The organism is Neobacillus sp. CF12 (assembly GCF_030348765.1).
Taxonomy (GTDB): domain Bacteria; phylum Bacillota; class Bacilli; order Bacillales; family Cytobacillaceae; genus Neobacillus.
In genome coordinates this window covers 197,398-220,500 of record NZ_JAUCEU010000007.1, presented here as the reverse complement: position 1 = coordinate 220,500, position 23,103 = coordinate 197,398, and the positions used below count along the sequence as shown (strand labels likewise).

20 protein-coding genes and 1 pseudogene are annotated in these 23,103 nt (G+C 37.6%); 2 read left to right on the top strand and 19 right to left on the bottom strand.

Annotated elements, in window-relative coordinates:
- Positions 1–6: 6 nt before the first annotated feature.
- The 11 genes from QUG14_RS01195 to QUG14_RS01145 all read right to left on the bottom strand — a co-directional run bounded on the left by QUG14_RS01195 (position 7) and on the right by QUG14_RS01145 (position 13,259).
- On the bottom strand, positions 7–1,827 hold the full coding sequence (locus QUG14_RS01195) for a DUF2357 domain-containing protein (protein ID WP_289338606.1): 1,821 nt from the start codon (positions 1,825–1,827) through the stop codon (positions 7–9).
- Entirely contained in the window at positions 1,811–3,892 is a 2,082-nt protein-coding gene (locus tag QUG14_RS01190; protein WP_289338605.1) for an AAA family ATPase, read from the bottom strand. Before QUG14_RS01190 ends, QUG14_RS01195 begins: the two co-directional genes overlap by 17 nt.
- Before the next feature lie 1,074 nt (positions 3,893–4,966).
- Positions 4,967–6,763: a glycoside hydrolase family 2 protein gene (locus tag QUG14_RS01185; protein ID WP_289338604.1), complete on the bottom strand. Its 1,797-nt coding sequence runs from the start codon at positions 6,761–6,763 to the stop codon at positions 4,967–4,969.
- Positions 6,764–6,815: 52 nt separating this feature from the next.
- On the bottom strand, positions 6,816–7,799 hold the full coding sequence (locus QUG14_RS01180) for a Gfo/Idh/MocA family protein (protein WP_289338603.1): 984 nt from the start codon (positions 7,797–7,799) through the stop codon (positions 6,816–6,818).
- The gene (locus QUG14_RS01175; protein ID WP_289338601.1) at positions 7,796–8,830 is read right to left on the bottom strand and encodes an alcohol dehydrogenase catalytic domain-containing protein; all 1,035 of its coding nucleotides are present in this window, start codon (positions 8,828–8,830) and stop codon (positions 7,796–7,798) included. Before QUG14_RS01175 ends, QUG14_RS01180 begins: the two co-directional genes overlap by 4 nt.
- A gap of 67 nt (positions 8,831–8,897) precedes the next feature.
- Positions 8,898–9,161 carry a hypothetical protein gene (locus QUG14_RS01170; protein WP_289338600.1) on the bottom strand — a complete coding sequence of 88 codons (264 nt, stop codon included), beginning with the start codon at positions 9,159–9,161 and terminating at the stop codon, positions 8,898–8,900.
- A 339-nt stretch (positions 9,162–9,500) separates the two neighbouring features.
- Complete coding sequence (locus tag QUG14_RS01165) at positions 9,501–10,793, bottom strand: ABC transporter substrate-binding protein (RefSeq protein ID WP_289338599.1); 1,293 nt, start codon at positions 10,791–10,793, stop codon at positions 9,501–9,503.
- Positions 10,790–11,599, bottom strand: a complete 810-nt coding sequence (locus tag QUG14_RS01160) for a sugar phosphate isomerase/epimerase family protein (protein ID WP_289338596.1) — start codon at positions 11,597–11,599, stop codon at positions 10,790–10,792. The genes QUG14_RS01165 and QUG14_RS01160 overlap by 4 nt, the downstream gene beginning before the upstream one ends.
- A 41-nt stretch (positions 11,600–11,640) precedes the next feature.
- On the bottom strand, positions 11,641–12,696 hold the full coding sequence (locus tag QUG14_RS01155) for a zinc-dependent alcohol dehydrogenase (RefSeq protein ID WP_289338594.1): 1,056 nt from the start codon (positions 12,694–12,696) through the stop codon (positions 11,641–11,643).
- Positions 12,697–12,749: 53 nt separating this feature from the next.
- Positions 12,750–12,872: a hypothetical protein gene (locus QUG14_RS01150; protein WP_289338592.1), complete on the bottom strand. Its 123-nt coding sequence runs from the start codon at positions 12,870–12,872 to the stop codon at positions 12,750–12,752.
- 57 nt (positions 12,873–12,929) lie between these two features.
- Positions 12,930–13,259 (bottom strand): family 43 glycosylhydrolase, encoded by a 330-nt coding sequence (locus QUG14_RS01145; RefSeq protein WP_289338590.1) that lies wholly within the window; start codon positions 13,257–13,259, stop codon positions 12,930–12,932.
- Positions 13,260–13,749: 490 nt separating this feature from the next.
- Between QUG14_RS01145 and QUG14_RS29705 the strand changes: the two are divergent.
- Positions 13,750–13,962, top strand: a pseudogene (locus QUG14_RS29705) (helix-turn-helix domain-containing protein); the annotation flags it as partial.
- Between the two features lie 409 nt (positions 13,963–14,371).
- Positions 14,372–15,829 (top strand): IS1182 family transposase, encoded by a 1,458-nt coding sequence (locus QUG14_RS01140; RefSeq protein ID WP_289338589.1) that lies wholly within the window; start codon positions 14,372–14,374, stop codon positions 15,827–15,829.
- Between the two features lie 231 nt (positions 15,830–16,060).
- Here QUG14_RS01140 and QUG14_RS01135 read toward each other — a convergent pair whose 3' ends face one another.
- The 8 genes from QUG14_RS01135 to QUG14_RS01105 all read right to left on the bottom strand — a co-directional run bounded on the left by QUG14_RS01135 (position 16,061) and on the right by QUG14_RS01105 (position 23,097).
- The gene (locus QUG14_RS01135) at positions 16,061–16,324 is read right to left on the bottom strand and encodes an ADP-ribosylglycohydrolase family protein (protein WP_289344039.1); all 264 of its coding nucleotides are present in this window, start codon (positions 16,322–16,324) and stop codon (positions 16,061–16,063) included.
- 344 nt (positions 16,325–16,668) lie between these two features.
- A complete protein-coding gene (dmpG, locus tag QUG14_RS01130) occupies positions 16,669–17,694 on the bottom strand; it encodes a 4-hydroxy-2-oxovalerate aldolase (protein ID WP_289338588.1) in 1,026 nt (341 codons plus the stop codon).
- Positions 17,695–17,714: 20 nt separating this feature from the next.
- Positions 17,715–18,599, bottom strand: a complete 885-nt coding sequence (locus QUG14_RS01125) for an acetaldehyde dehydrogenase (acetylating) (protein WP_289338587.1) — start codon at positions 18,597–18,599, stop codon at positions 17,715–17,717.
- Between the two features lie 53 nt (positions 18,600–18,652).
- Positions 18,653–19,282: an MATE family efflux transporter gene (locus tag QUG14_RS29700; protein WP_353961054.1), complete on the bottom strand. Its 630-nt coding sequence runs from the start codon at positions 19,280–19,282 to the stop codon at positions 18,653–18,655.
- A 168-nt stretch (positions 19,283–19,450) separates the two neighbouring features.
- Entirely contained in the window at positions 19,451–19,873 is a 423-nt protein-coding gene (locus QUG14_RS29695) for an MATE family efflux transporter (protein WP_353961098.1), read from the bottom strand.
- A 240-nt stretch (positions 19,874–20,113) separates the two neighbouring features.
- On the bottom strand, positions 20,114–21,037 hold the full coding sequence (locus tag QUG14_RS01115) for a 1-phosphofructokinase family hexose kinase (protein WP_289338586.1): 924 nt from the start codon (positions 21,035–21,037) through the stop codon (positions 20,114–20,116).
- A complete protein-coding gene (locus tag QUG14_RS01110) occupies positions 21,034–21,903 on the bottom strand; it encodes a tagatose-bisphosphate aldolase subunit GatY (protein ID WP_289338585.1) in 870 nt (289 codons plus the stop codon). The genes QUG14_RS01115 and QUG14_RS01110 overlap by 4 nt, the downstream gene beginning before the upstream one ends.
- A gap of 18 nt (positions 21,904–21,921) precedes the next feature.
- A complete protein-coding gene (locus QUG14_RS01105) occupies positions 21,922–23,097 on the bottom strand; it encodes an SIS domain-containing protein (RefSeq protein ID WP_289338584.1) in 1,176 nt (391 codons plus the stop codon).
- Between the last annotated feature and the right edge of the window lie 6 nt (positions 23,098–23,103).

The window sequence follows — 23,103 nt, the reverse complement described above, 5'->3', positions numbered from 1 at the left end:
CCTAATTCATAAAGAGGATTTACTATATTCCAAGAACGCCATGACCGTCTTACTTCTCTCCACCAGTCTATCTATCGTCCCCTTCAATTTCTCAACAAAAAAACCATTATCTAATCCTGGAGTCAATTCAATCAAACTTACTTTATGATCAGGGAAATCCTCGCTTCTTGACGTTCCATACCGATTTGGATAGATGGCCCATACTTCTTGAACAGGACTCATCGCACTCACGAGTGGGTGGCTGCCATCTCCAAATAAATAAGGAGAATAGAGATGAACCCCATAACTCACCAGCTGCCTCATCACTTCATGAGGTTGGTTTGTTTCAATTAACTGATTGTTCCATACTGAATTTCTTGGACGATATTTAAAATCAAAAATAATCGTCCCAATGAATACCTCATTCCGATAGACATCTAGGCGGCCATCGGGGCGGTTGTTTGTTCCTCTTGTGTACAACGGTTCCTCCATCTTGGTAAGTTTACTTTGTGATGGCAGGAGCGCTTCATAAAGTAAATGCACTTTAAGATCATCTTTTCTAAAGACCACCTCCGTATTGGCTGGAAGTGTCGGGACCAACAGGTTGCTTTCGTCTAGGGTCTGGCTATACAACCATCCTTTTTCAGGAACAAATCCTAACTCTTCCCCAGAAAGTGTCTTGATGAACTGAAGATATCCCCATATTTCATAGAGCTTATCCGTCCTTTTCCACTGATAGCTATAAGATTGATGGATCTCCAGTTGCAATTGCTCATTTTTGAGGTCCCGATAAAGCTGATAAAGGGCACGATATCTCGGGTCGCTAGTCATAACAGGTGGTATAATGGAAGATTGATAGATTCCGATACTCTCAAACCACGGAGCAGTTTTAATCCACTGAATCGCTCCTCTCATCTTCCCTGTAACCTCACCTAGTTTTTTTAATTCCGATAGAGTTCTCTCTTTTTCTACCACGGTCCGAAACATTCCAGCATCCTTCGAATTTCGAATGCTACTCTTTGTATTTTGAATGCCTTCCATAAAACCAGTTAAGGTTTTTGAAATGGAAAGGATGATTTTCTTCACGAATTGATTTTCTGGTAAATCATAGTGTATCGAGCTGTTTGGCGTCATTAAAAGTTGATGTCGTTCATGATTGCTTACACGATGACGAATGGTTTTTTCGTCAATAAAACGTGCTTTTTCTTTAGGGACAAGTTGATAATCTTTGCTGATCCGATAGTTGACCTTTCGATATAAATCGCTAAGGGCTGCCATGACCGAAGGAAATCGATTGTTTATGACGATAAATTGTTTAAGCAACCCTTGTGAAATACCACCTAATGTATGGTTTAATCCATTTTTTCGTAAAATCACTTCACGAGCGAGCCCGCTTACTTCCTTTTCAATCTCTTGCTTCATGACTTCCCACTGTGTTTCTTCTATCTGCTTAGGTATCACCTTGACACAACAATAATATCGTTGTCTTTCATACACAACCAGAATCCGATAGAGTCCAGGGATCAGCGGATAATAGGCTTTTGTATTATCAAAAATGGTAACAGGATCTTCAGATGGCGACAGGTAAACCTCTCGTTCTACCGGGTCAAAGCCAAGCATGTGCCCAGGAAGTGTATCAAGACCATCCATAAAGAACTGTGCACTGTCCCTATTCGATTTAAAGGTAAGAGTTAACCCGATATTTTCTTTGATTTCAATCCAGTTCTCTTCTCTTTTCTCGAGAAAATCTTGATCTGTCGTAAAAAACGAGTCCAAATTGATGAAATGATCTTGCTCCCCAAATTTTTGTGTAAAAATAACCTCAAAACCTTTAGAGGGTATAGCCATTTAATTTCAACTCTTTCGCCTTATGAATTAATACATTTCTTGTTTCATAAAACTCTGAAACCTCATGATAGCGGTCTAGAATTTCCCCTAATTTACTGTTGACGATATTTTCGGTGTGAAGATCATAAGTGCCAATAAACTTTTTCAACTGCTCCTCTGGTCCTCTTACTTTTGTAAGGATCCGTTGAACAATTTGCTTATCGAATGCCTCCGCTCGAGTAAAGTGCTCACTATTTGGCAAGTTTTTTAGATACATGTCAATTTGGCGGACAATTCTTGGTCCTGCTCCTAAATTCTTGTTCACCTTTTGTAATTCGGTATGAACCTCCCAAAGTAATGCCAATTCATGATCTTGCATATGAATCTCTTTGTTTTGATTGCGTAGGATATTAAACGCTTCGAAAGAAAGGGTTCCCTGCTCCTTCAAGTTTGTTGTTTCGGTCTTCTCCTGTGACAACGTTCTCAAATGGCCAAAGTTTAAGACATTTAAGGTAATCACATTGGCACGATCAAGAACCTTGTCCGAAAAATGGTAAGTGGATTCATCCAAATTTACTGTACCCACAAAGATGACGTTATCTCCGATTGGGATCACAGGTGGAAACTGCGCTGAATTGGTCAGCTTGCCTTTCAGATCGCCATTATATAATTGCAAGACTCTTTGTGGTCCCGGTTCATTCTCAAGAACAGAAAGAAATTGGGAAAAGTAATGCTCTACCCTAGCAAGATTCATCTCATCAAAACAAATAATATGAAGCTTATTACTATTTTCTTTTGCGCTCATCAAAGCATTGATTAATCCAGAGTCACCAGGACGGTAAACCATTTTCAGTGTATCCGCATAGCCAATTAAATCTGCATCATCTGTCCATGCAGTGCGAACGGGAATAAACGTCATTTGGTGTTTGTCAACAAGCCCCAACGCCTTCCCATATGCTTGAACAAGTTTTGATTTACCTGTTCCACTCATCCCGGCCAAAATCACAAGAGAAGAAGATTTCATTGCCGTATGGAAATTATAAAGATCCTTTTTATCATAAACTAGCCCCAGTTCATGTGTGACAGAATCAAATTCCTGCATAAATAATTCTTCTGTACCATCATGCGGTTTCTTTACAGATGCAGCTGGTTTTGCTGGTGGTGCTTCAATGGTAGTAGCGACTTGACCTTCCGCTGCTAGTAAGTCAGCAAACGTCAATTTGTCAGAAACCTTAGCATTGGCCACTGCAGTTTCTAGTTCTTTAGAAGCTAATTTTTTTTCAAGCTCCGTTCTCTCTTTTAGCATCCGTGCATGTAATTTAGAGATTTCATCTTCCTTTGCTTTTATTGTATTTACATGTTTATCCAACTGCTTCTGCTGTAACACCTTTTCAGAAGTAAGTTCAAGAACCTTTTTCTTTAAAGTATCTACTTCTTTTTTGAGAGAGTGATTATCCTGGGATAATCCCTTTTTATCTTCTTTCAGTTGTTTTCTTTCATTCTTAATCGCGTTCTGGGCAACTGTATCTTTCACTTTTAACTCTTCAATATTTTTTTCAAGCTTTTTAATCTTCCGATCTAGCTTTACATTTTTTTGCAAAGCCACTTTCATTTCTTCTTGAAGTTGATTTGCTTGGGTTTCCTCTTCCGGATTATTCACCTCTTCGACCTTTGCTTCTGATCGATTTTCAAAGGCTTCGAGTTTATCTTCATCTCTTAATGTGCGGAAGATTTCAGTTGCTTTTTCAATGTCCTCTTCCTCCTCGCTCGACATTAGCACACTAAAAAGAATAGACGGTGAAATCTCCTCTTCAGCTGCAAGAAGGAGTTCCTCTATACTTCGTCCGCGATAGGATACGAGTTCCCCATCCTCTTCAGCTATCTCATCAAAAAAATACTTAAGTATTTTCGCGTTCCGTTGATGAAGTGCTTCCTGAATAAGAGCCGGTCTTAATATCTTAAACCTTTTATGATGGGGATTGATTTGACGAAAAACGGGTCTTTTAGCACCTATACTCTGCCCGATTTTGGCAATTCCTTCATCATTAAGCGTTTCCAAAATCCACTTCCAAATTTCCTTTTCCATAATTAAACCCTCCCAAGATTCATACTATATTCCTATACTCAGATAATACTACTCTTTCTATTTTACTAGATTTTTCGTAATTCGACTTGGTTTTTTGTAAGTTTTTGGAGAATGTAGTACCAAAAAAACATGAAAAAGCCAGGATCATCCCTTAAGGAATTTTTCCTGGCTAGTTATTTCTAATTACAGATAATATATGATCTCAAATTCTTTTCGTTTAATTATACATGATTAAAGAAACTATTAACTTTACTCACTTAAGTTGAAGGAAATCGGCTAAGTTGCTGGATTTTACATTTCTTAGATACCAGTTCGGGTCGATAATGAGTTATTGGTATTGATTTTATTATATTTTATGTTGGTTATGTGTTAAATTTGTATGATAATAGGCATCCAATACAGGTGAATAGTATCATCTAGTTTATTTAATCCCCACACTCACATGGAAAACTACGTTGGAATTAGCCTTCCTTCCCTTGCTCAAAGACTCAAGCAGTTTTGAAGTTCTAGACAGTATTTAGTTTCTAGTATAACAAAGTACCATAAAGTGCTATAGAATAAGGTTTATGTAATTTATAGTGTTTTGTAATATCATTAAATTTCTAATAATGGGCACCAAACTCGGCACCGTATTTTTTCTAAGATGAATGTGATGTTTAAAGATTAATACGTGGAAGATGGGATCATTTATAGAACCCTTAACGAATGATAGTCCATAATTGTCTACTATATTAGTTTGAACCTAAATCTTAAGTATTACAACGAATGGTTAAATTCGGTTGGATTTATTCATTTCGCCTCACTGTTTCTACTGCATTATATTTTTGATTTTTAGCCTAATCTAGCTAATTTATAAGTTCATGGCTTACCTTACCTACTTACTTATAATGACGATTTCAAATTGTCCTTATTTATTTATTTATTTATTTATCTATTTATTTATTGCTCAACTAAAGCCCCCGTTCGTAATATAAGATTAGTCAGATTTATCGATCGTACGATAATTCATTTTCTCTCCTCTTCATTTGTATTCCAAAATCCGCCCTTCATAATCTCCGAGATTATTAATATTGCCTATATCGTCCCTGGGTGCCACATATCATTAATTTCTTTAATTTTCTCTAAGTCACATTTTGGCTTCCGGTCATATGTTAATAAGCCGTTGATTTCTTGCTCAACATCTGTTAATTGTGTATAGCAATAGCCGTATAAAATTTTGGAGCTATAAACAGCCTTCATAATACGCTTGTAATCATCAACGAATTCCTCACCGTTTTTAACAGTTGTATACCCCCAACCAGTGTCTTCACCAATTTTAAAGCCAATACCACCAAACTCTGTTAATAGAATGGGTTCTCCTCCATGTTCAAAACCATTTGCATAAATACTTCTTTTTGCAGGTTTTGATGATAAAATAGAATCCTTTGTCGCCAAATCTTCCCTATATTTGTCGTATTTTTCAGTTTCATTTTTTGAACCATGGTTATAGTTATGAATGGAACAAATATCAGTTTTTGTGAGCTCCCAACCATCATTCGATATTACTAGACGAGTTGGATCAAGGGAATGGATAAGGTGATACATGGCCAATGAATGGTGTTGCTGCTGGCAGTTGTCACGCACATTGGGAATCCCCCAACTTTCATTAAGTGGCACCCATGCGACAACGGACGGATGGTTATAATCACGATCAATAATTTCAATCCACTCTCTAGTCAACCTTGCAACTGCTACTGCATTGAACGAAGGGATCGATGCACATTCACCCCAGACAAGGAAGCCTAAATGATCAGCCCAATAAAGGAAGCGCGGGTCCTCTACTTTTTGATGTTTACGGCAGCCGTTAAAGCCCATTGATTTAGAAAGTACTATATCCTTTTTAATTTCTTCATCTGTCGGAGCTGTAAGGAGACCTACTGGCCAATATCCTTGGTCTAAAATGAGCTTTTGATAATAGGGACGGTTATTTAGGTATACCATACCATTTTCAGTGTGGATTTTTCTCATCCCAAAATAGGAATCAATTTCATCTAATATTGTTTGGTCTACCTTCAATTTAATTTTCACATCAAAAAGATTAGGATTCTCTGGTGTCCAGTTCCATCCATCATCATGGAAGGTTGTGCGGAAGATTTTATGTTGATATATATTAAATGAACGTTTGTTATAATTTTCGATTGCGGAGAAAGTGTCGCGTATTACTAATTCCCCTTTAAAATGGATATCAAATTGGACTTCCTTATTAGTAGTATCACCGGAAACTTCAAGCTCAACGGTGACTTCTCCCTTATCTACGTCTGGTGTGAATTTAAGTTTTGAAATATGTGCTGAATTTATAGGTTCTAACCAAACTGTTTGCCAAATTCCTGTTGTACGCGTATACCAAATTCCAAATGGCTTCTCCATCCAGAACTGCTTTCCACGGGGAATGGATTCATCTCTAGACGGATCTTCAACTTTTACCACAATCGTTTCCTTTCCACCATTTAAACAATCTGTAATGTCGAATGAAAAGGGAGTATGTCCTCCTTCATGGAACCCAACAAATTTCTCATTTACATAAACCCATGCACGATAATCCACTGCTCCAAAATGAAGGATTACCCTCTGATCATTCCAGCTTGCAGGAATTTCAAAATCCCTTTTATACCAAACGACATCATGGTAAGTCGGGTCTTCAATTCCACTTATTTTGGTTTGGAATGCAAATGGAACGTTGATTTCCTTATTAAACACGCTGCTGTTTTGTTTGAACCATTTTTGCTCTGTTCCTTTGTTCTCATCATCAAATGTAAATGTCCAAACTCCGTTTAGATTCAGCCAATCTTTTCGAACGAGTTGTGGTCTTGGATACTCTAGACGATATTTCATCTTCTTCCCTCCATAGATGTTTCATGTTCTTAAAATGATTTTTTGATTCCAATTATAATGTTTCGACCCTTATTCCCTTTTTAAAGGATTCAATGGCTGCGTACGCCAGTTTTAATGCCCTAACCCCACAACTTGCATGAACAGGCGGATGTTCTCCGTTTTTAAAAGCAGATAAAATAACTTCCATATGCTCGTCAAAGGTTTTATGGAAGTCACGATCATAATCATTAAAGTATCCCGCACTCCAAACCTCAGCTATTTCGTTTCCTGCTGTTTGGTAGGTAAATTCACGAACAGTATCCTTTATTAAAATCCTGCCCTTGGTACCGTTTATTTCTAAGTGGTGCGTACCAGAATACATATAGGAAGAATCGTAGGTTCCTAGAAAGCTTCCCACCGCACCATTCGAAAACTTTAAGGATAATGAAAGTGTGCTATATCCCTTTCCTGTTTTATTTGTCATTTCTGCCATCACTGATTGAATCGGTCCACAAAGGTACTCGAGCATATCAAATCCATGGCATTGTGTTTCAATTAGATTGGCAAATGGATGATCACTTACACCTTCACCGCCAAAACGCCATGAAGCAAAAATAATTTCTCCTAATTTTCCTTCGCCTATTGCTTTTTTTGCAAGTTTAACTGTACGTGCAAAACGATGATTGAAATTAATGGCAAAAAACAAGTTCCGTTTTTCTGCTTCATTGATTAGGGTACTGGCTTCTTCCATTTTAAAAACAAGCGGTTTTTCCACAATTAAGGGATAGCCTGCTTTAATCACCTTTAACGTTGGTTCAAAATGGTCTTGATTTGGCAGGCATAAACTTACGATATCGGGCTTTTCTGCTTGAAGCATCTCTTCGATCGAAAGATAATAGTTTGTACCAAATTCATTGGCTCTTTCCCTTGTTTTCCCCAATGATCTTCCAACAATAGCGCAAAACTCAACATCATTTCGATCACGTAAAATTCTTGCGTGTTGAAAACCCCATCCTCCCGCTCCAATCAGTGCAACCTTTACTTTTTTATCGTTCATTGCACAATGACCACTTTCCCCGTTTGACCTTTTAAGAAAAGATCAAAAGCCTCCTTGATTTTTTCTGCCTCAAATCGGTGGGTAATAATCGCACTGAAATACTCGAAATGGCGATTTAATATATCTAAATTCCTTTCAAGGTCACGATAGGGGAAGTACTCACTTCCCAAAATCGCCCGTTCTGGATGAATCAGGTCTATTGAAACATCGATATGAAGTTCTTCGCCATGGCCCACACAAATAAGAGCCCCTTGCTGATCCAATACCTTTAATCCAGACTGACGTGCTGCTTTCTTTCCACTGGTATCAATCGATAAATCCACTGCCTTCACATCATTTTCCATAAAAAATTCATGAAGAGACTTCTTCTTTAGATTTAGAGGAATTCCGCCTAATTTTTCCACGATCTCTAATCGATAATCTTCAAAGTCTGATACAAAAACAGGAATTTCTTTACCTATTATTATTTTCGCCATAGCCAAAACACCTAAGCCTATAGGGCCAGCACCCATGACAAACACGGATTGAATATCCGGATGTAGGATTCTACCTCGATCAATGGCATGGCCACCTGTTCCAATGATGTCTAAAAGCATCGTTGCCTCAGGAAAGGGAATATTTTTATCTATAGGAAAAAAAATATTTTCATTAATCAATTCATATGGTGCATAACCGCCGTCTTTATTAAATCCCATATCCCCTCTTTTATTACGACATTGGTTCGTAAATCCTTGTGAACACGCGCGGCAGGTACCACAAAAGTCCATAAGATAGATGACTCCCGGTGTGCCTATTGGGACTCTCGTATGTTTACCAGCTGCAACGACGACTCCTGCCGCTTCATGGCCTGGAATAACAACTGCACCATTAATGAATTGACCTCTTTCTGAACCGCATAATGCATTGGCCTTTACTTGGATTAAAAGTTGTCCTGGTCCTGGCTTTGGAACTGAAATTTCTTCAAATTCGATAAATCCTCCGCCTTTAAAACGAGGTACTTTCATTGTTAAAGGAGTTGATACATTGTTCATTTGTTTCCCTCCAATTAGATATTTACCTAGAAAAAAAGCCTTACTCAACTGTAAGGCAATATAAATTTTAATATTTTATACCCAACACATGGCTGCTAGCTAGAGCCGGAATGGTTAATCCTGGCCATTGTAAGAATACAAGACCAGCTTTTTCTAAATAGAAATTTACACCACTAAACGGTTTATAGATCCAAAACCAAATTTGGCCTGCAACAGTAACTATTATAATAGATGTCGAAAAATATGTAGCTTGATAGAGTGTTTGAATCTTATTAACCTTGCGCAGCATGTAAGCTAAGAAAAACGCAAGAATAATTGGAATATTATCCAAAATAAGGCCCATTTAGCATTGTTAATAAAGGCTGTCCAAACAACAGAATCGGCGAATGCTTCCACAAAGTTTGCTAATCCAATAAACTTTGGAGTATTTTATCCATTCCATTCAGTAAATGGCAAATATAATGACATCACGGCCGGAATCGATACAGCTAAAATATGAACCAAAAGGCCGGGTAAAATAAAAAACCATCCAAGCCATTTTTCTAATTTATACTTTTTTGTTTCCTTTGTCTCTTTGATGATTACTTTTTTTGTTACAGCCGTTTTAGACCCCCCTATTTAAAAATACTTTAGGTATCTATACTTATTGTCATAGATACCTAGAACTAAATTAATAGTTTTCTAGCTTATATAACGAACCATCTTTTGCATCTTTTTCTTTTAGTTTTTGTAATTTCTCCAGCCACTTTTCAACAGTTGTCTTCTTTAAATAAACACCAGCGAACTCGCTCTCCAATACTTCTACAACACTTGGGGATGCATAAGAGAATGAAAGATATCCAGATTTTCCGTTTGCTGCTGCCTCATTAATCATATTTAAGGCTGTTTCAACATTAGTTTCAAAGTCCAAACCACTATAATCAGCTTCAATCGGTTCAGGAATACCATTTTTAGCCATTGCCACAACTACATCTTCATGGAAGAAATAGCTTAATAACTCCGCAACTTCATCCTTGTGTTTTGACTTTGCATTAATGGTTAATCCTGCCCCTACACCTAGAGGAATAACAGGTTCACCATCCGGACTCCAGCTAGGGAACGGTGCATATCCAACCTCAAAATCCGTTTCCAGACCTGCTGCCAAACTCCATGTACCATCAATTTTCATTGCGGATTTACCCGTAATAAATAATTTCGAAGCATCTTCTGTTGAAATAGCATGAGATTTTTTTTCTGTAACATATCCGTCATTCCAAAAATCTGAATACCGTTGGATTGCTTCTACCACTTCAGGATCCGTCCATTTTTTATCACCTGAATAAAGTTGTTTCGTACCTTCAGGACCTAAAACACTATTTACGATACTAGAAATCCACCAATTGTCACAACCTTCACAATCGGATGTTCCCCATGCAAAAGGAATCGTCCCCTTGCTTTCAATTTCCTTTGAAAGACTAACAACTTCATTATAATTAGTTGGAACTTCCCAGCCATTTTCTTCAAATAAGGTTTTGTTATATACAAGCATTAAGCCTTCATAGTTCCAAGGAATTCCGATGATTTTATTATCAAATTCATAAGCATTTTTTGACCATTGGAACATTTTTTCATCGTATTTATACTTTTCATAATAAGCGTCCATCGGTTCAATATAACCTTGTTTATAGGCTTCGGCAGCTTCAAATGGTCCTTGTAATAATAAATCAGGAGCTTCCCCAGCTGCTAATGCGGTCCCCATATCCTGTACAGATACCTCTTTAATTTTAATATCGGGATTATCCTTTTGATACAAGTCGTACATTACTCTCAAGGCAGAGCTTTCTTCACCCCAAATGTCTGCATCCGGTACTTTGAGAACATTTGCCTCTTCCTTTGATGCTTTATTGCTGCAGGCACCAAGCATTAAACTAGTTACTAAAGTTGTTGACAAAGCGATCAGTTTAAATTTTTTATTAAATTTCATAAATTGCCTCCCCCTTTAATTATGTTTGATTTAAGAAAAGCAGCGGACTCAAGATACGATTTTTCCGGGTCTCCGGAAATCTCACACTCAATTGACATGAACCCCGAAAAGTACATTTTTTGCAAAGCTTGAAAACCAGAATCAAAATCAATATGCCCCTTTCCAGGCATGAGTCGGTTGCTATCGGCTAAATGCACGTGCCCGATGAGGTGATTTACTTCCATAATGCTTTTCGCGACATTTGCTTCTTCCATATTCATGTGGAAGAAATCCGCAAGTACTTTTACAGATGAAAATCCGCCCTGTTCTATTAATGATTTCGCCTGCTCTAAACGATTGATCATATGGTCTTCATAGCGATTCAGCGGTTCCAAAAATAAAATACTTCCAGCTTCTTTTGCCAAAACATTTATTTTTTCCAAAGAATCCAATAACACTTCCCGGTCTTCTTCTGCCGTTCTTGGAGGGGTGAACGGTGGAAGTTTTCTTGAAAATATTCCAAAGGCGGCTGGTGCAATGACCCCTGTTGCTCCAATTTCTGCGGTATAGCGCAAGATTTCACCGATGTCTGAGATGGCCAATTTTCTTTCCTCCTCCTCAAAGGCACCAATCCATCCCCTATAACCGCCGCAAATAGAACTAATGGGAACCCCAGTTGTTTTAACTGCTTTCTTTATTTCTTCAAAACGGTTTATTAATACATCGCCGCCAATTTCAAGTCCTTCGAAACCAAGTTCTTTTACTTTTGATAGTTTTTCTTCAAAGCCTTCACCAAAAAAACTTCTGTCTTGAGTTGCTAATTTCATAGTGATCCCCCTAATTTACCTTTTTTGAAAGAGACTAAGATTTAAAATTTAACTCCAAGCTTAACACTCTTCTCTGGATGTTGATCGACATAGCTTTCGTATCCAATTGCTGATTCTTCAAAGGACACAACAGGATCAATAATTTCTTCACAATTAAGCGCCCCTTCCGAAAGCATTTTCCAGCAAGTTTCTTCAATCCGTCTCCAGCTCCAGCGCGGATAATCAGGGTTCGGCTCACTGCATGCTCTTGAAAATACAATTTTCGCATTATTAAAGTGAGCTTCTCTGCCAAAATCAAGGCCGCCTCTAAATGGCCTCGCCCAGCCAACATAGGCAATAGTTCCGCCGTATGCTAATCCTCTTAAAGCTTGCTGAAGGGCAAATTCGTTAGCACTTGTTTCAATGACAACATCGACACCCATCTTATTGGTCGCTTTCTTTAATTCAAGACCAACATCTTGATTGATTGGATCAAAAGCTTCATCAACACCAGCACGTAACGCCACTTCACGGCGCTTTTCAATTGGATCTACTACGGCTACATAACTTGCACCTGCTAGTTTTGCAAGCTGGGCTGCAAGTTGTCCAATCGCCCCTAATCCGATAATTGCCACACGGTCCCCTGCACGAACATGGGCATCCCGTATTCCACCTAAAGCAAACTGAGCTGGATCGAAGCAAACGGCACTTTTCCATGACATAGTTTCAGGCATTTTTAGCAGATAAAAATTATTGATAGCGTTTACAATTTGTGTTTCTCTAACGCCGCCGTAACCGCAAACTCTTTCGCCTACTTGATAATCCTTAACATCTGAACCAACTTCTTTAATGACACCTACCCATTGATTCCCTAAATTCCAACTTCCGAAATCAACACCCTTCTGATCACTTTCCGGACGAGGTAAGAACGTATGCCATTCTTCATCGTAATACTCATTCATATGTGGGCTTTCCCCACGGAACCCAGCTAATTCTGAACCATGTTTAGGCGATGCAAACTCAACTTGTACTTTTACTTCATTTGTTTTTAATTCGCGATCCTCGTACTTTAAAATTTCTGCTTTGTGTGGCGCAACGGCAACTAATTGTTTTAACATCCTATTTCCTCCTCTTTAACATCCAAGTTGAAAGTATCTACAAATCTAGTATTTTATCGAGTTTTAGGAACTCGTTGTGAATCTGATTCAGGCTCCATATCTTTAATAACTGGCCAGCCATCCTTCCAAAGGATAGGATCAATCAGCAATGCTCGCCTCGGAGCACCACATTCCATCCACGGATTTTCCTACTCATAAGCATGGTAAACGATCCAATCGGTGCCAGCTTCATCTCATATTACAGCATTATGTCCTGGTCCTACGAATTTGCTTTTCTCTTTCCCTAGTAAAATAATCGTGCCTCTGCTGTGCATTAAATAATTATCAATCTTATCCATATATGGTCCGGTAATGGATTTAGATCGTCCCACCGCAACATTATAGGTACTATCTGCTCCCTCACAGCATGAACCATTTGACGCAAATAAATAATAATTGTCATCCCGTTTAACGAGATAGGGTGCCTCGAAGCTATTGCCTGCTATTTGGAATGGCTCCCCTTTTACACTCAATCCATCCTTAGATAGTACCACACCATATATTTTTGGGAATTTCTCCTTCACAATACAGGACCTTAAATAAAAGATGGAGTGAATCTTCATAGGTAACAGGAGGTGGACGATATCAAAAAAATTAAAGTGGGGATCGTAGGTACTGGGTTTTCTGCACTTTCTCGAATAAAAGCATTAAAAAGAATAACGCATGGATTGAAGATGATCACTACAAGAAACGGATGAGGAAACCGTCTTTCTCTGGTGTCACTTTACATATGAAATAGGAAATGTTATTGACGTATTAAAATTGTTTAACTTTCCTATTACTTTCAATCTGAAAAATTCAGAAGAGTTTAAAAGGGTTTTTATGGAGTTTATGGAAATTAATCAAAAAGACGATTTTCTATCTAAAACCATTCTTACAAAAGCGAAATCGCATGAAATGCTTTATTTATTATTAGAAAGTATTATGAATTCAAAAAATGACTTATTTCATCAAAGCCAATCAGAAAGTTTTTTATGTATGCTTACTCAATTCATATAAAATCCCGATAAGGATGTATCATTAAATGACTTATCAACACAGTATCATTTTCATCCTACATATATAAGTAACCGTTTTAAAGAGCTTTTTGGGAAATCCCCAATTCAAGTGCAACGAGAGTTAAAAATTGACCTGGCTAAAAAACTTTTACGGTCTACACAGTTATCTGTTACAGAAATTGCCCATTCTCTAGGTTTCCAGGGTATCCCGGTTTACAAGATTGTTTAAATCATATAACTAGGAGGTATAATAGCTTTTTTTATTTTAATTAAAACGCTTACAAAACCATCTTATACCAATATTCAGAATATTCATATGACTGTTTTAAATCGTTATTTATCACTTTTACAGGTATAAGTGAGTATAAAAAATATTGTAAAAATATAACTTCTGAAAATCGACCTTCACACAATCAAATTTTTTAGACTAATCTAAATTGGATTATAGGATTACTAATTCAGTTATTATCAAAATTGCATTACTTACCTTTATTTAGAAAACAAAAAAAGGACCATTTATGATGGAGGGTACTGAAAAAGTCCCCTCAAATGTGAAAAAGGTATAATACCTCAGGCAGGAGGGAATTACACTTTTTTTGCTGTATAATTATAGTATCAATTATAAACGGGTGGATACTATGATTCAGAACCAACAATCAGTAACATTTAGTCCATTTATGGCTATATATGATTTAATCGTTCCTAAGGATAATGTATTAAGAAGAATCAATGAGTTGATTGATTTTTCTTTTGTGTATGACAAACTTAAGGATAACTATTGTCTTAATAATGGTCGAAATGCAATCGACCCTATTCGTATGTTTAAATACTTATTATTGAAGTCTATCCATGACCTAAGTGATGTTGATTTAGTTGAACGTTCAAAATATGATATGTCCTTTAAATATTTTCTGCAGATGGCTCCGGAGGAGCCTGTAATAGATCCAAGTTCTTTAACTAAATTCCGAAAATTACGTTTAAAAGATGTAAATCTTTTAGATATGTTAATTAATAAAACAGTTGAAATTGCTATTGAAAAAGAAATTATTAAAAATAAAGCCATTATCGTGGATGCCACCCATACGAAAGCTCGCTATAATCAAAAGTCACCCAAAGAAATCCTTATGGATCGCTCTAAGAAACTTCGAAAAGCTATATATAAGATTGATGAATCAATTAAAAATAATTTTCCCGCTAAAACTACAACGGATGCTCTGGAGGATGAGATAGACTATTGTCAAAAGCTCATTGACGTTATAGAAAAGGAAAAAGTTCTTCCCCAATACCCTAAAGTAAAAGAACAATTGAACCTTCTTAAAGAAACTGTTGCCGATGATATAGAATATTTATGGATTTCAAAAGATAAGGATACAAAAGTGGGTCATAAAACTGCGGATTCCTCCTTTTTTGGGTACAAAACACACATTGCAATGAGTGAAGAAAGAATCATTACAGCTGCAATTATTACAACAGGGGAGAAAAACGATGGGAAGCAATTAGAAACTCTAATCGAGAAAAGCGTTCAAGCTGGCATAAATGTAGAAACGGTAATTGGTGATGCTGCTTATTCTGAAAAAGGAAATATCGAATACACCAATAAAAATGAAATAAAACTAGTAGCCAAATTAAACCCTTCTGTTACACAAGGTTTTCGTACAAAAGAAGATGAATTTGAATTTAATAAAGATGCAGGTATGTATGTTTGTAAGGCTGGCCATATGGCAATTAGGAAAGCTCGACAAGGTAAAAAAGGGGTAGCTACCAATCAGGTTGACACTTATTATTTTGATGTAGAAAACTGTAAAGTTTGTCCATTTAAAGAGGGATGTTATAAAGATGGGGCTAAAAGTAAGAGTTATTCTGTAAGTATCAAATCAAATATACATACGGAACAAATAAAATTTCAAGAAAGCGACTATTTTAAAGAAAAATCAAAAGAAAGATATAAGATAGAAGCAAAAAATAGCGAATTAAAACACCGACACGGGTATAATGTTGCAGAATCCTCGGGTCTAATTGGCATGGAATTACAAGGTGCCATGGCAATTTTCACAGTGAATCTAAAAAGAATATTGAAACTTATCGGTGAGAATTAAGGGCAAAATTGCTTCTAAGTTTATAAAAAAGACGACTCAAAATTCAATTTCTGAATTTATAGTCGTCTTTTTTAGTGTTTATAATTTTATTTCTTTAAAACCGTAGGTTTTTCAGTACCCTCTTTATGATGTCCTCTGTTGAATAAGTCATTTATTTTAATAAATCTTCTATTATGATATATAAAAAGGATAGTTAGCTCTTATATTGAACTAACCATCCTATAACTTTTTTTACCAACCAGGATACTTTTGGTGCCATCCTTCGCTGTTTTCATTGGTCTTAACTAAATCATCCGCTAGCTGCGTTAGTTCTTGAGAAAGTTCAACTTCTTTAGCCCAATTTTCCGGAATTTCTTCTACCCCAAGATAGGCACCTAAAATATTACCCGTGATTACTCCGGTACGATCGCTGTCGCCACTTTGGTTAACAGCAGTAATCACAGCTTTTTTAAAATCAGTTTGATATTTTAAAGCGTAATAGACGGAAATTACCAGAGCTTCCTCTCCAAGACTCTCGATAGCTTGAATGTCTGGGGTGTTTGATTTTGCTAAGGTGAGCGCTTTACAATGAGCTCACAGCATTCCTTGTTAGATGGGTATAATTTTATCTCTTCTATTGATTGTTCTACTGCTGTCTCTAGGTCCAATCCCTCCAGGATTAATATTGGCTAATATTTTTGCTAGCATAGACAGAAGTGAATCAAGCAGGTACTTACTGTGAAGTGCCTAAGCTTTTACTATTCGATTACTGTTTTTAAGACTTTGGGATTATAGACAACTAATGTCATATGTGAGTCACAAACAAATAACTACCGACATTTAATGGAAACCAATATTACTTATACTTTTGCCGTTGTCTTTGCTTTCGCGATTTCTGCAGCAACATCGACAATCATATCCTCTTGACCCCCAACTACCTTTAGTTTACCTAATTCTATTAAAATATCACGAGCATCGATGCCAAACTTAGCTGCCGCTCTTTTAGCATGAAGGGCGAAGCTCGAATATACCCCAGCATAACCAAGGACAAGACTATCTCTCGTAATCTCTTGAGGAGTCTGTAAAATCGGAGCGACAATTTCTTCCGCCAAGTCCATCATTTTATAAACGTCAATGCCCGTTTTGATTCTCATCCGATCAAGTACAGTAACAAGTACTTCAGTTTGCGTATTACCGGCTCCTGCCCCTAAACAGCGAACACTTCCATCGATACGAGTAGCTCCCTCTTCAATTGCTACTAAAGAGTTCGCCATTGCAAGCGAAAGATTGTTATGTCCGTGGAATCCAATGTGAATGCCTACATGTTGTTTCAAAGCACGAATCCTCTCACGAACCTGCCCTGGAAGCAGAGCTCCAGCAGAATCGACTACATATACCGTATCAGCTCCATAGCTTTCCATGAGTTTAGCTTGTTCTATTAACTTGCTAGCTTCCGCCATGTGGGACATCATCAAGAATCCGACTGTTTCCATCCCGAGTTCTTTTGCTGCAGCGATGTGTTGTGGTGCCACATCCGCCTCGGTAACATGTGTAGCAATACGGGCCATCTTTGCTCCTAATTTTGCCGCTTCCCTTAAATCCTTTACCGTGCCAATGCCCGGAAGCAAAAGAATGGCAATTTTCGCCCTATCTGCTACAGATACTGCTGCTTCAATTAATTCCAATTCATTGGTTTTAGAGAGGCCATATTGCAATGAGGAGCCAGATAGACCATCCCCGTGTGAGACCTCAACGTAAGGAACGCCTGCATCATTTAAAGCTCTCGCTACTTTTAGGACTTGCTCGACCGTAAATTGATGGTCGATGGCATGGCTTCCATCTCGTAATGCTACTTCTGTGATATAGATATCGCGGACCTTTGTCATTGGATGAAATCTCCTTTCTATTAAACTAGCAGCTTCGCTATTTGATTTTTTGCAAACTCTTCCGCCACCTTTACCCCTGTTGCCGTCATAATATCAAGATTGCCGGAATATTTAGGCAAATAGTCGCCGGCTCCTTCCACTTCGATGAAGATCGTCACTTTATTGCCATCGAAAATTGGCTCTGTGCGTAAACGATATCCCGGAACAAAGGATTGAACGTCATCGACCATTTTCTGAACAGATTGAGTAATTTTCGCTTCGTCCATTGTCCCCTCTTCTACTATGGCATAGATCGTATCCCGCATCAAAATTGGGGGTTCAGCAGGGTTTAAAATAATGATAGCCTTTCCTTTCTTCGCTCCCCCGACCTCTTCGATTGCCCGGGAAGTGGTTTCGGTAAACTCGTCAATATTGGCCCTAGTTCCCGGTCCGGCACTACGGCTAGAGATGGTCGCAACGATTTCTGCATAATCTACCGTGCTGACACGATTTACTGCATGAACCATCGGGATTGTCGCCTGGCCACCGCAGGTGATGAGGTTAATATTATCCGCTTCTATATTGGAACCCATATTTACGCATGGAACGACTAATACTCCTCTTGCTGCAGGAGTCATATCTATGACTTTTTTTCCTGCATCTTTTAGTAATTTGGCATGGCGGATGTGTGCCTTCGCTGAGGTGGCATCGAACACTACATCCGCTAATTCTGGACGTTCAAGGAACCCTTTCAATCCCGTGTCAATAGCAACATAGCCTAGTTCTCTAGCACGTTTTAATCCAACAGACTCTGAATCAATTCCAATGACTGCAGTAAGCTCCAAAATTTCTGAACGCCTTAATTTCATCATAAGATCGGTCCCAATATTTCCGGAACCGATAATGGCAACTTTTACTTTAGCCAAAATCAATCTTCTCCTTCGTGATCTTTTTGTAAATTTTGGATTAGAAAAATAAATTAAATATAGGCATCCGTTGTCTTTTTCTTAATGAGGACCCAATCCCGTCGATAGAATCTTAGCATGACAGCTAAACCAAAGAACAATAAATACGTATTCAATGCAACCCATGCTCCGTAACTTGATAATTTAAATACAAACGTTAAAACATAAGTTAATGGAATAAACAATACCCATGTAAGAATCAATGAAATACGCAGTAAAAAGGAAGTTTCGCCAATTCCCCTTAGTCCACCAGCATAGAAATTCAATAAACCTTCAAATATTTGCAGAAAAGCAGCAACCGTAATCAACCCGGAAGCAAGCAGAGCTACATCTTTATATTTCGTATAAAGCATGACTATTTGTTCAGCCCAAATAAATTCCACAATACCTAACAGCAATAAGAATGCGCAACCAAGAACAGCTATCTCTGAGCCTAAGCGCCTGCCAAGAATTGAATGTCCTTTTCCAATTTCTTGCCAAACAAGGATCGTTGCTGTCGACCCAAAGGCAAAGGCAGGCATAAACCCAAAACTCATCACATTTAAAGCAATTTCATTTGCTGCCAGAACTTCCGTACCCAGTTTGCCTACAAAAACCGTAAAAACAAACATCGCCATACTTATCGAAAACTCTTGAACACCCAATTTTCAACTTTCAGCAAAAATGAATTTTGCCTCCATCCGGTTTAATGGAACTCGTATACGAGTCTTATAAATAGGGTGTAGACGAAAATAATAAAAGTAAATACAAATCATTAACGAGACTGATTCCCCAATAATAAAAGAAAGCCCTGCTCCCATTAAGCCAAGTTTTTAAAAGCCTAGATTGCCATATGTCAATGAATAGGTAAAAAAGACCATCAAAATGTTTCCAATTATGGAGATGGCCATTGGTGTTTTCGTGTCACCTATCCCTCGGAAAAAGCTGTGGAAAACAAAAATAAAAATGGAGAATATCATCGCAATAAAACGAAATTCTAGATAGCTTCCTCCCGCCTCGGGCAATTCATCCCCAATAAGCTTTAACACTTCTTCCGAAGCAAAAGCCCCCATTAATAAAACAGGCATCCCTGCAACAAGGCAAAGGTATAGTGCCATTTGGGTCCGCTCTATACCTTTTTTCATCACTTTCGCCCCGAAGTCTTGAGTGACAAGATAGTTTATCGTAAGACCAACTCCAGAAAACAGAGCCCACACATTATACATGATAATGTCAGATACCCCTACTATCGAAATGGCTAGCGCACCCTATTCCCCAACAATAATTAAATTAATGGTTCCAGCTACTGTGGTTGTAGCGAATGATGCTACTGAAGGAATGGCTATCTGCAGAATTATCTTCCAATGCATATATTTACCCCAAGATTCTTTTTCTAAATTAAAAGATTATGGCATATGAAATAGCTTTCAAGAAATATATACATATCTGAAAAGTATTAATCTACCAATTTTTTCTAATTCTTAACTTTGATTCTTTTAATCCAATTTATTGATTTTTATTTCCTTTTCATAGTGGGAAATAAGCGAAGGATTCACCATTCCAGTTTTCTTTTCCAATGTATTTAATAACCCCATTAATATACTGTGTAAAAAGAGTTCTTCACCTTGATACCCATCGACTAATCCAGCTGCAAAACCTGCAACAGTAGCATCTCCAGAACCAACAGGGTTAATGGTATTGATCTTTGGAACGATAATCCGATATAGGTGCTCACCATGCTTGATAATGGCTCCTTGATCACCTAGAGTTACCATTATATATGGAATTTCGACAGGAAATTCTTTGAGCTCTTTAATCAAATCTTCCTCAGAGTTACATGATTTTCCGATTAACTGTTCAAATTCAGAAATATTAGGCTTAATCATGGTGGGCAGTGCACTTAGAGAACACCTCAATGCAACCCCACTTGTATCTAGTAAAAAGGGTTTTTGAAACCGATGGGCCATATTAATTAGTTCCCTGTAAAACGTTACAGAAAGCCCTAATGGTAAACTGCCCGATGCTACAATCACAGATGCATCCTTAAAATGTTCCTCCATTTCATTTAGAAATGTAATTTGTTCTTCTTCTGTAGTCAATGGTCCCTCTTCCATCACTTCGGTCTGATGTAAATCATGTAATATAGAAATGCAGTTCCTAGTATCACCTTTAATCGGAATAAAGGAATGGGAAATTCCTTCACGGTCCAACTCCCTTTTAATAAAAAGCCCATTGGTTCCCCCCAGAAACCCTGTCGCTTTAACCCTTAAGTTTAAACAATGAAGAACCCTGGTCACGTTTAATCCCTTTCCGCCAGCTGTTTTCATTGTGGAGTGACACCGGTTTGCTCCAGCTATTTGAAACCCCGAAATCTGATAATTAATGTCAACCGATGGGTTTAGAGTTATCGTTAAAATCATGCTTTTCCGTCACTAAGGCACATCTTGATTTTTTCGATAGCAATTTGTTTCATTGCTGCCTTCGCTGGTGCCATGTATTTTCGGGGGTCACTTTCATTTGAGTGTTTAACCAGGAAATTCCGTAGGGCCTCAGAAAATGGAATTTTCAACTCCGTAGCGATATTTACTTTACTACATCCTAATGCAATACATTTCCTTACTTCTTCAACTGAAATTCCTGATGCACCATGCAGGACAAGAGGAACATCCAGTTCCTTTTGGATGTTGGCAAGCCGATCAAAATCTAGTTTTGGCTTGGAATTGTACAATCCATGGGCGGTACCTATAGCAACTGCAAGAGAGTCGATACCCGTTTCTTTAACAAAAACTACTGCAGCATCTGGGTCAGTAAAATAAGAATCTTCAATATTCACTACTAGATCATCTTCTTGACCCCCAAGGCGCCCCAATTCTCCTTCAACGGATGCATTAAATTGTTTCGCTATGTCAACAATTTCTTTGGTAATCTGAATATTCTTAGCAAAAGGCTGATGAGATCCATCAATCATGACAGATTTTACACCCAACTCTAATGATCTATAAATATCTCCTACTTTTTCATGGTGGTCCAAATGAAGAGCAATTGGAATAGAGTAGCGGGATGCAGCTGTTTCCACGATAGATTGAATATAGTCTCTGCCAGCATAATTAAAAGTTCCAGGTGTAGCAGCTAGAATTACTGGAGATCTTAATTCCGCTGCTGCTTCCGTAACAACTTGAATTGTTTCAAGGTTGTGGATATTGAATGCAGGAACGGCATATCCACCATTTCGGGCATTAATAAGCATTTCCTTAGTGTTAACTAACTTTGATTCTTTGATATACATTCATATCTCCCCCTTTGATTAAAGCGAATGAATTTTAACTCCTTGTACTACACGGTTTACCATTCCATTTGTACAAGGATTATCGACCTCTAATCCCAACTGAATTGATTTTTTTACAGAAAGAGCCTGGGCAAAAAGGACGTAAATAAATCCTAAATAAATGTCCTCTAATTTATCGTCAATGGCCACTTGTAGATTGCAATGGCTGTTTTCCATCACAGTTTGGTCAAATCCTAAGTCAACACTTACCACTTTGGAGTTGAGTTTTTCCTTATGCAATTCTTTTAATAAATCGATATCATATTTTCGAGTATAAGGATCACTTGAAAGGAATTGAACTACTAAAGTATGGTCATTTAATATCGTTTTTGGACCATGCCGGAAACCAAGGGGAGTTTCATTCATGGAAATAACTTGGCCTGATGTTAATTCCAAAACCTTCAACGCTGATTCACGTGCAATACCTCCTAATATTCCAGAACCCAAATAAATGATTCGTTGGAAATTAAATTCAAAAATATCTTCGAGTCTCAAAGAAAGTTGCTTTAGAAAAGATTCTCCCAGAGAATATAACTTATCAACTATCGTTTTAAGAGAGTCTAGTTTTTCATATTGGAAGACTAATAGGCTTGCCAACATCATGCAAGTAAAACTACTAGTCATTGCAAATCCCAAATCATTTGACTCATTAGGCATTTGAATAAGTAGAGCACGGGAATCATTTCTTGCCTTTTTGGCTAATTTTCCATTTTCATTACAAGTAATCACAATTTGATAAAAATTGCTTAAATTCTTTTCACCTAACTCGACAGCTGCTACACTTTCTGGGCTATTCCCAGACCGTGCAAACGATACTAGAATAGTAGGAATATCCTCATAAAAATAATAGGATGGGGATGATACTAAGTCGGTTGTTGCAATGGCTTGAAAATCCCAGTTTGTATGTGAATTATTTTTCCTTAAATAAGGTACAACAATATCCCCCACAAATGCTGATGTACCAGCACCGGTAAAAATAAAACGCGCTCTAGTATGATTAGCTGAAATGTCTTGAAAAAACTGGCTAATTTTACTCATTTTATTCAAGACTATCTCATATACCTTCTTCCATAGTTCAGGTTGCTGCATGATTTCTTTTACTGTATTAGACGCACCCATTTCCTCAATTTGTTGGTATGAAAAAGGTAAAAACATATTGAT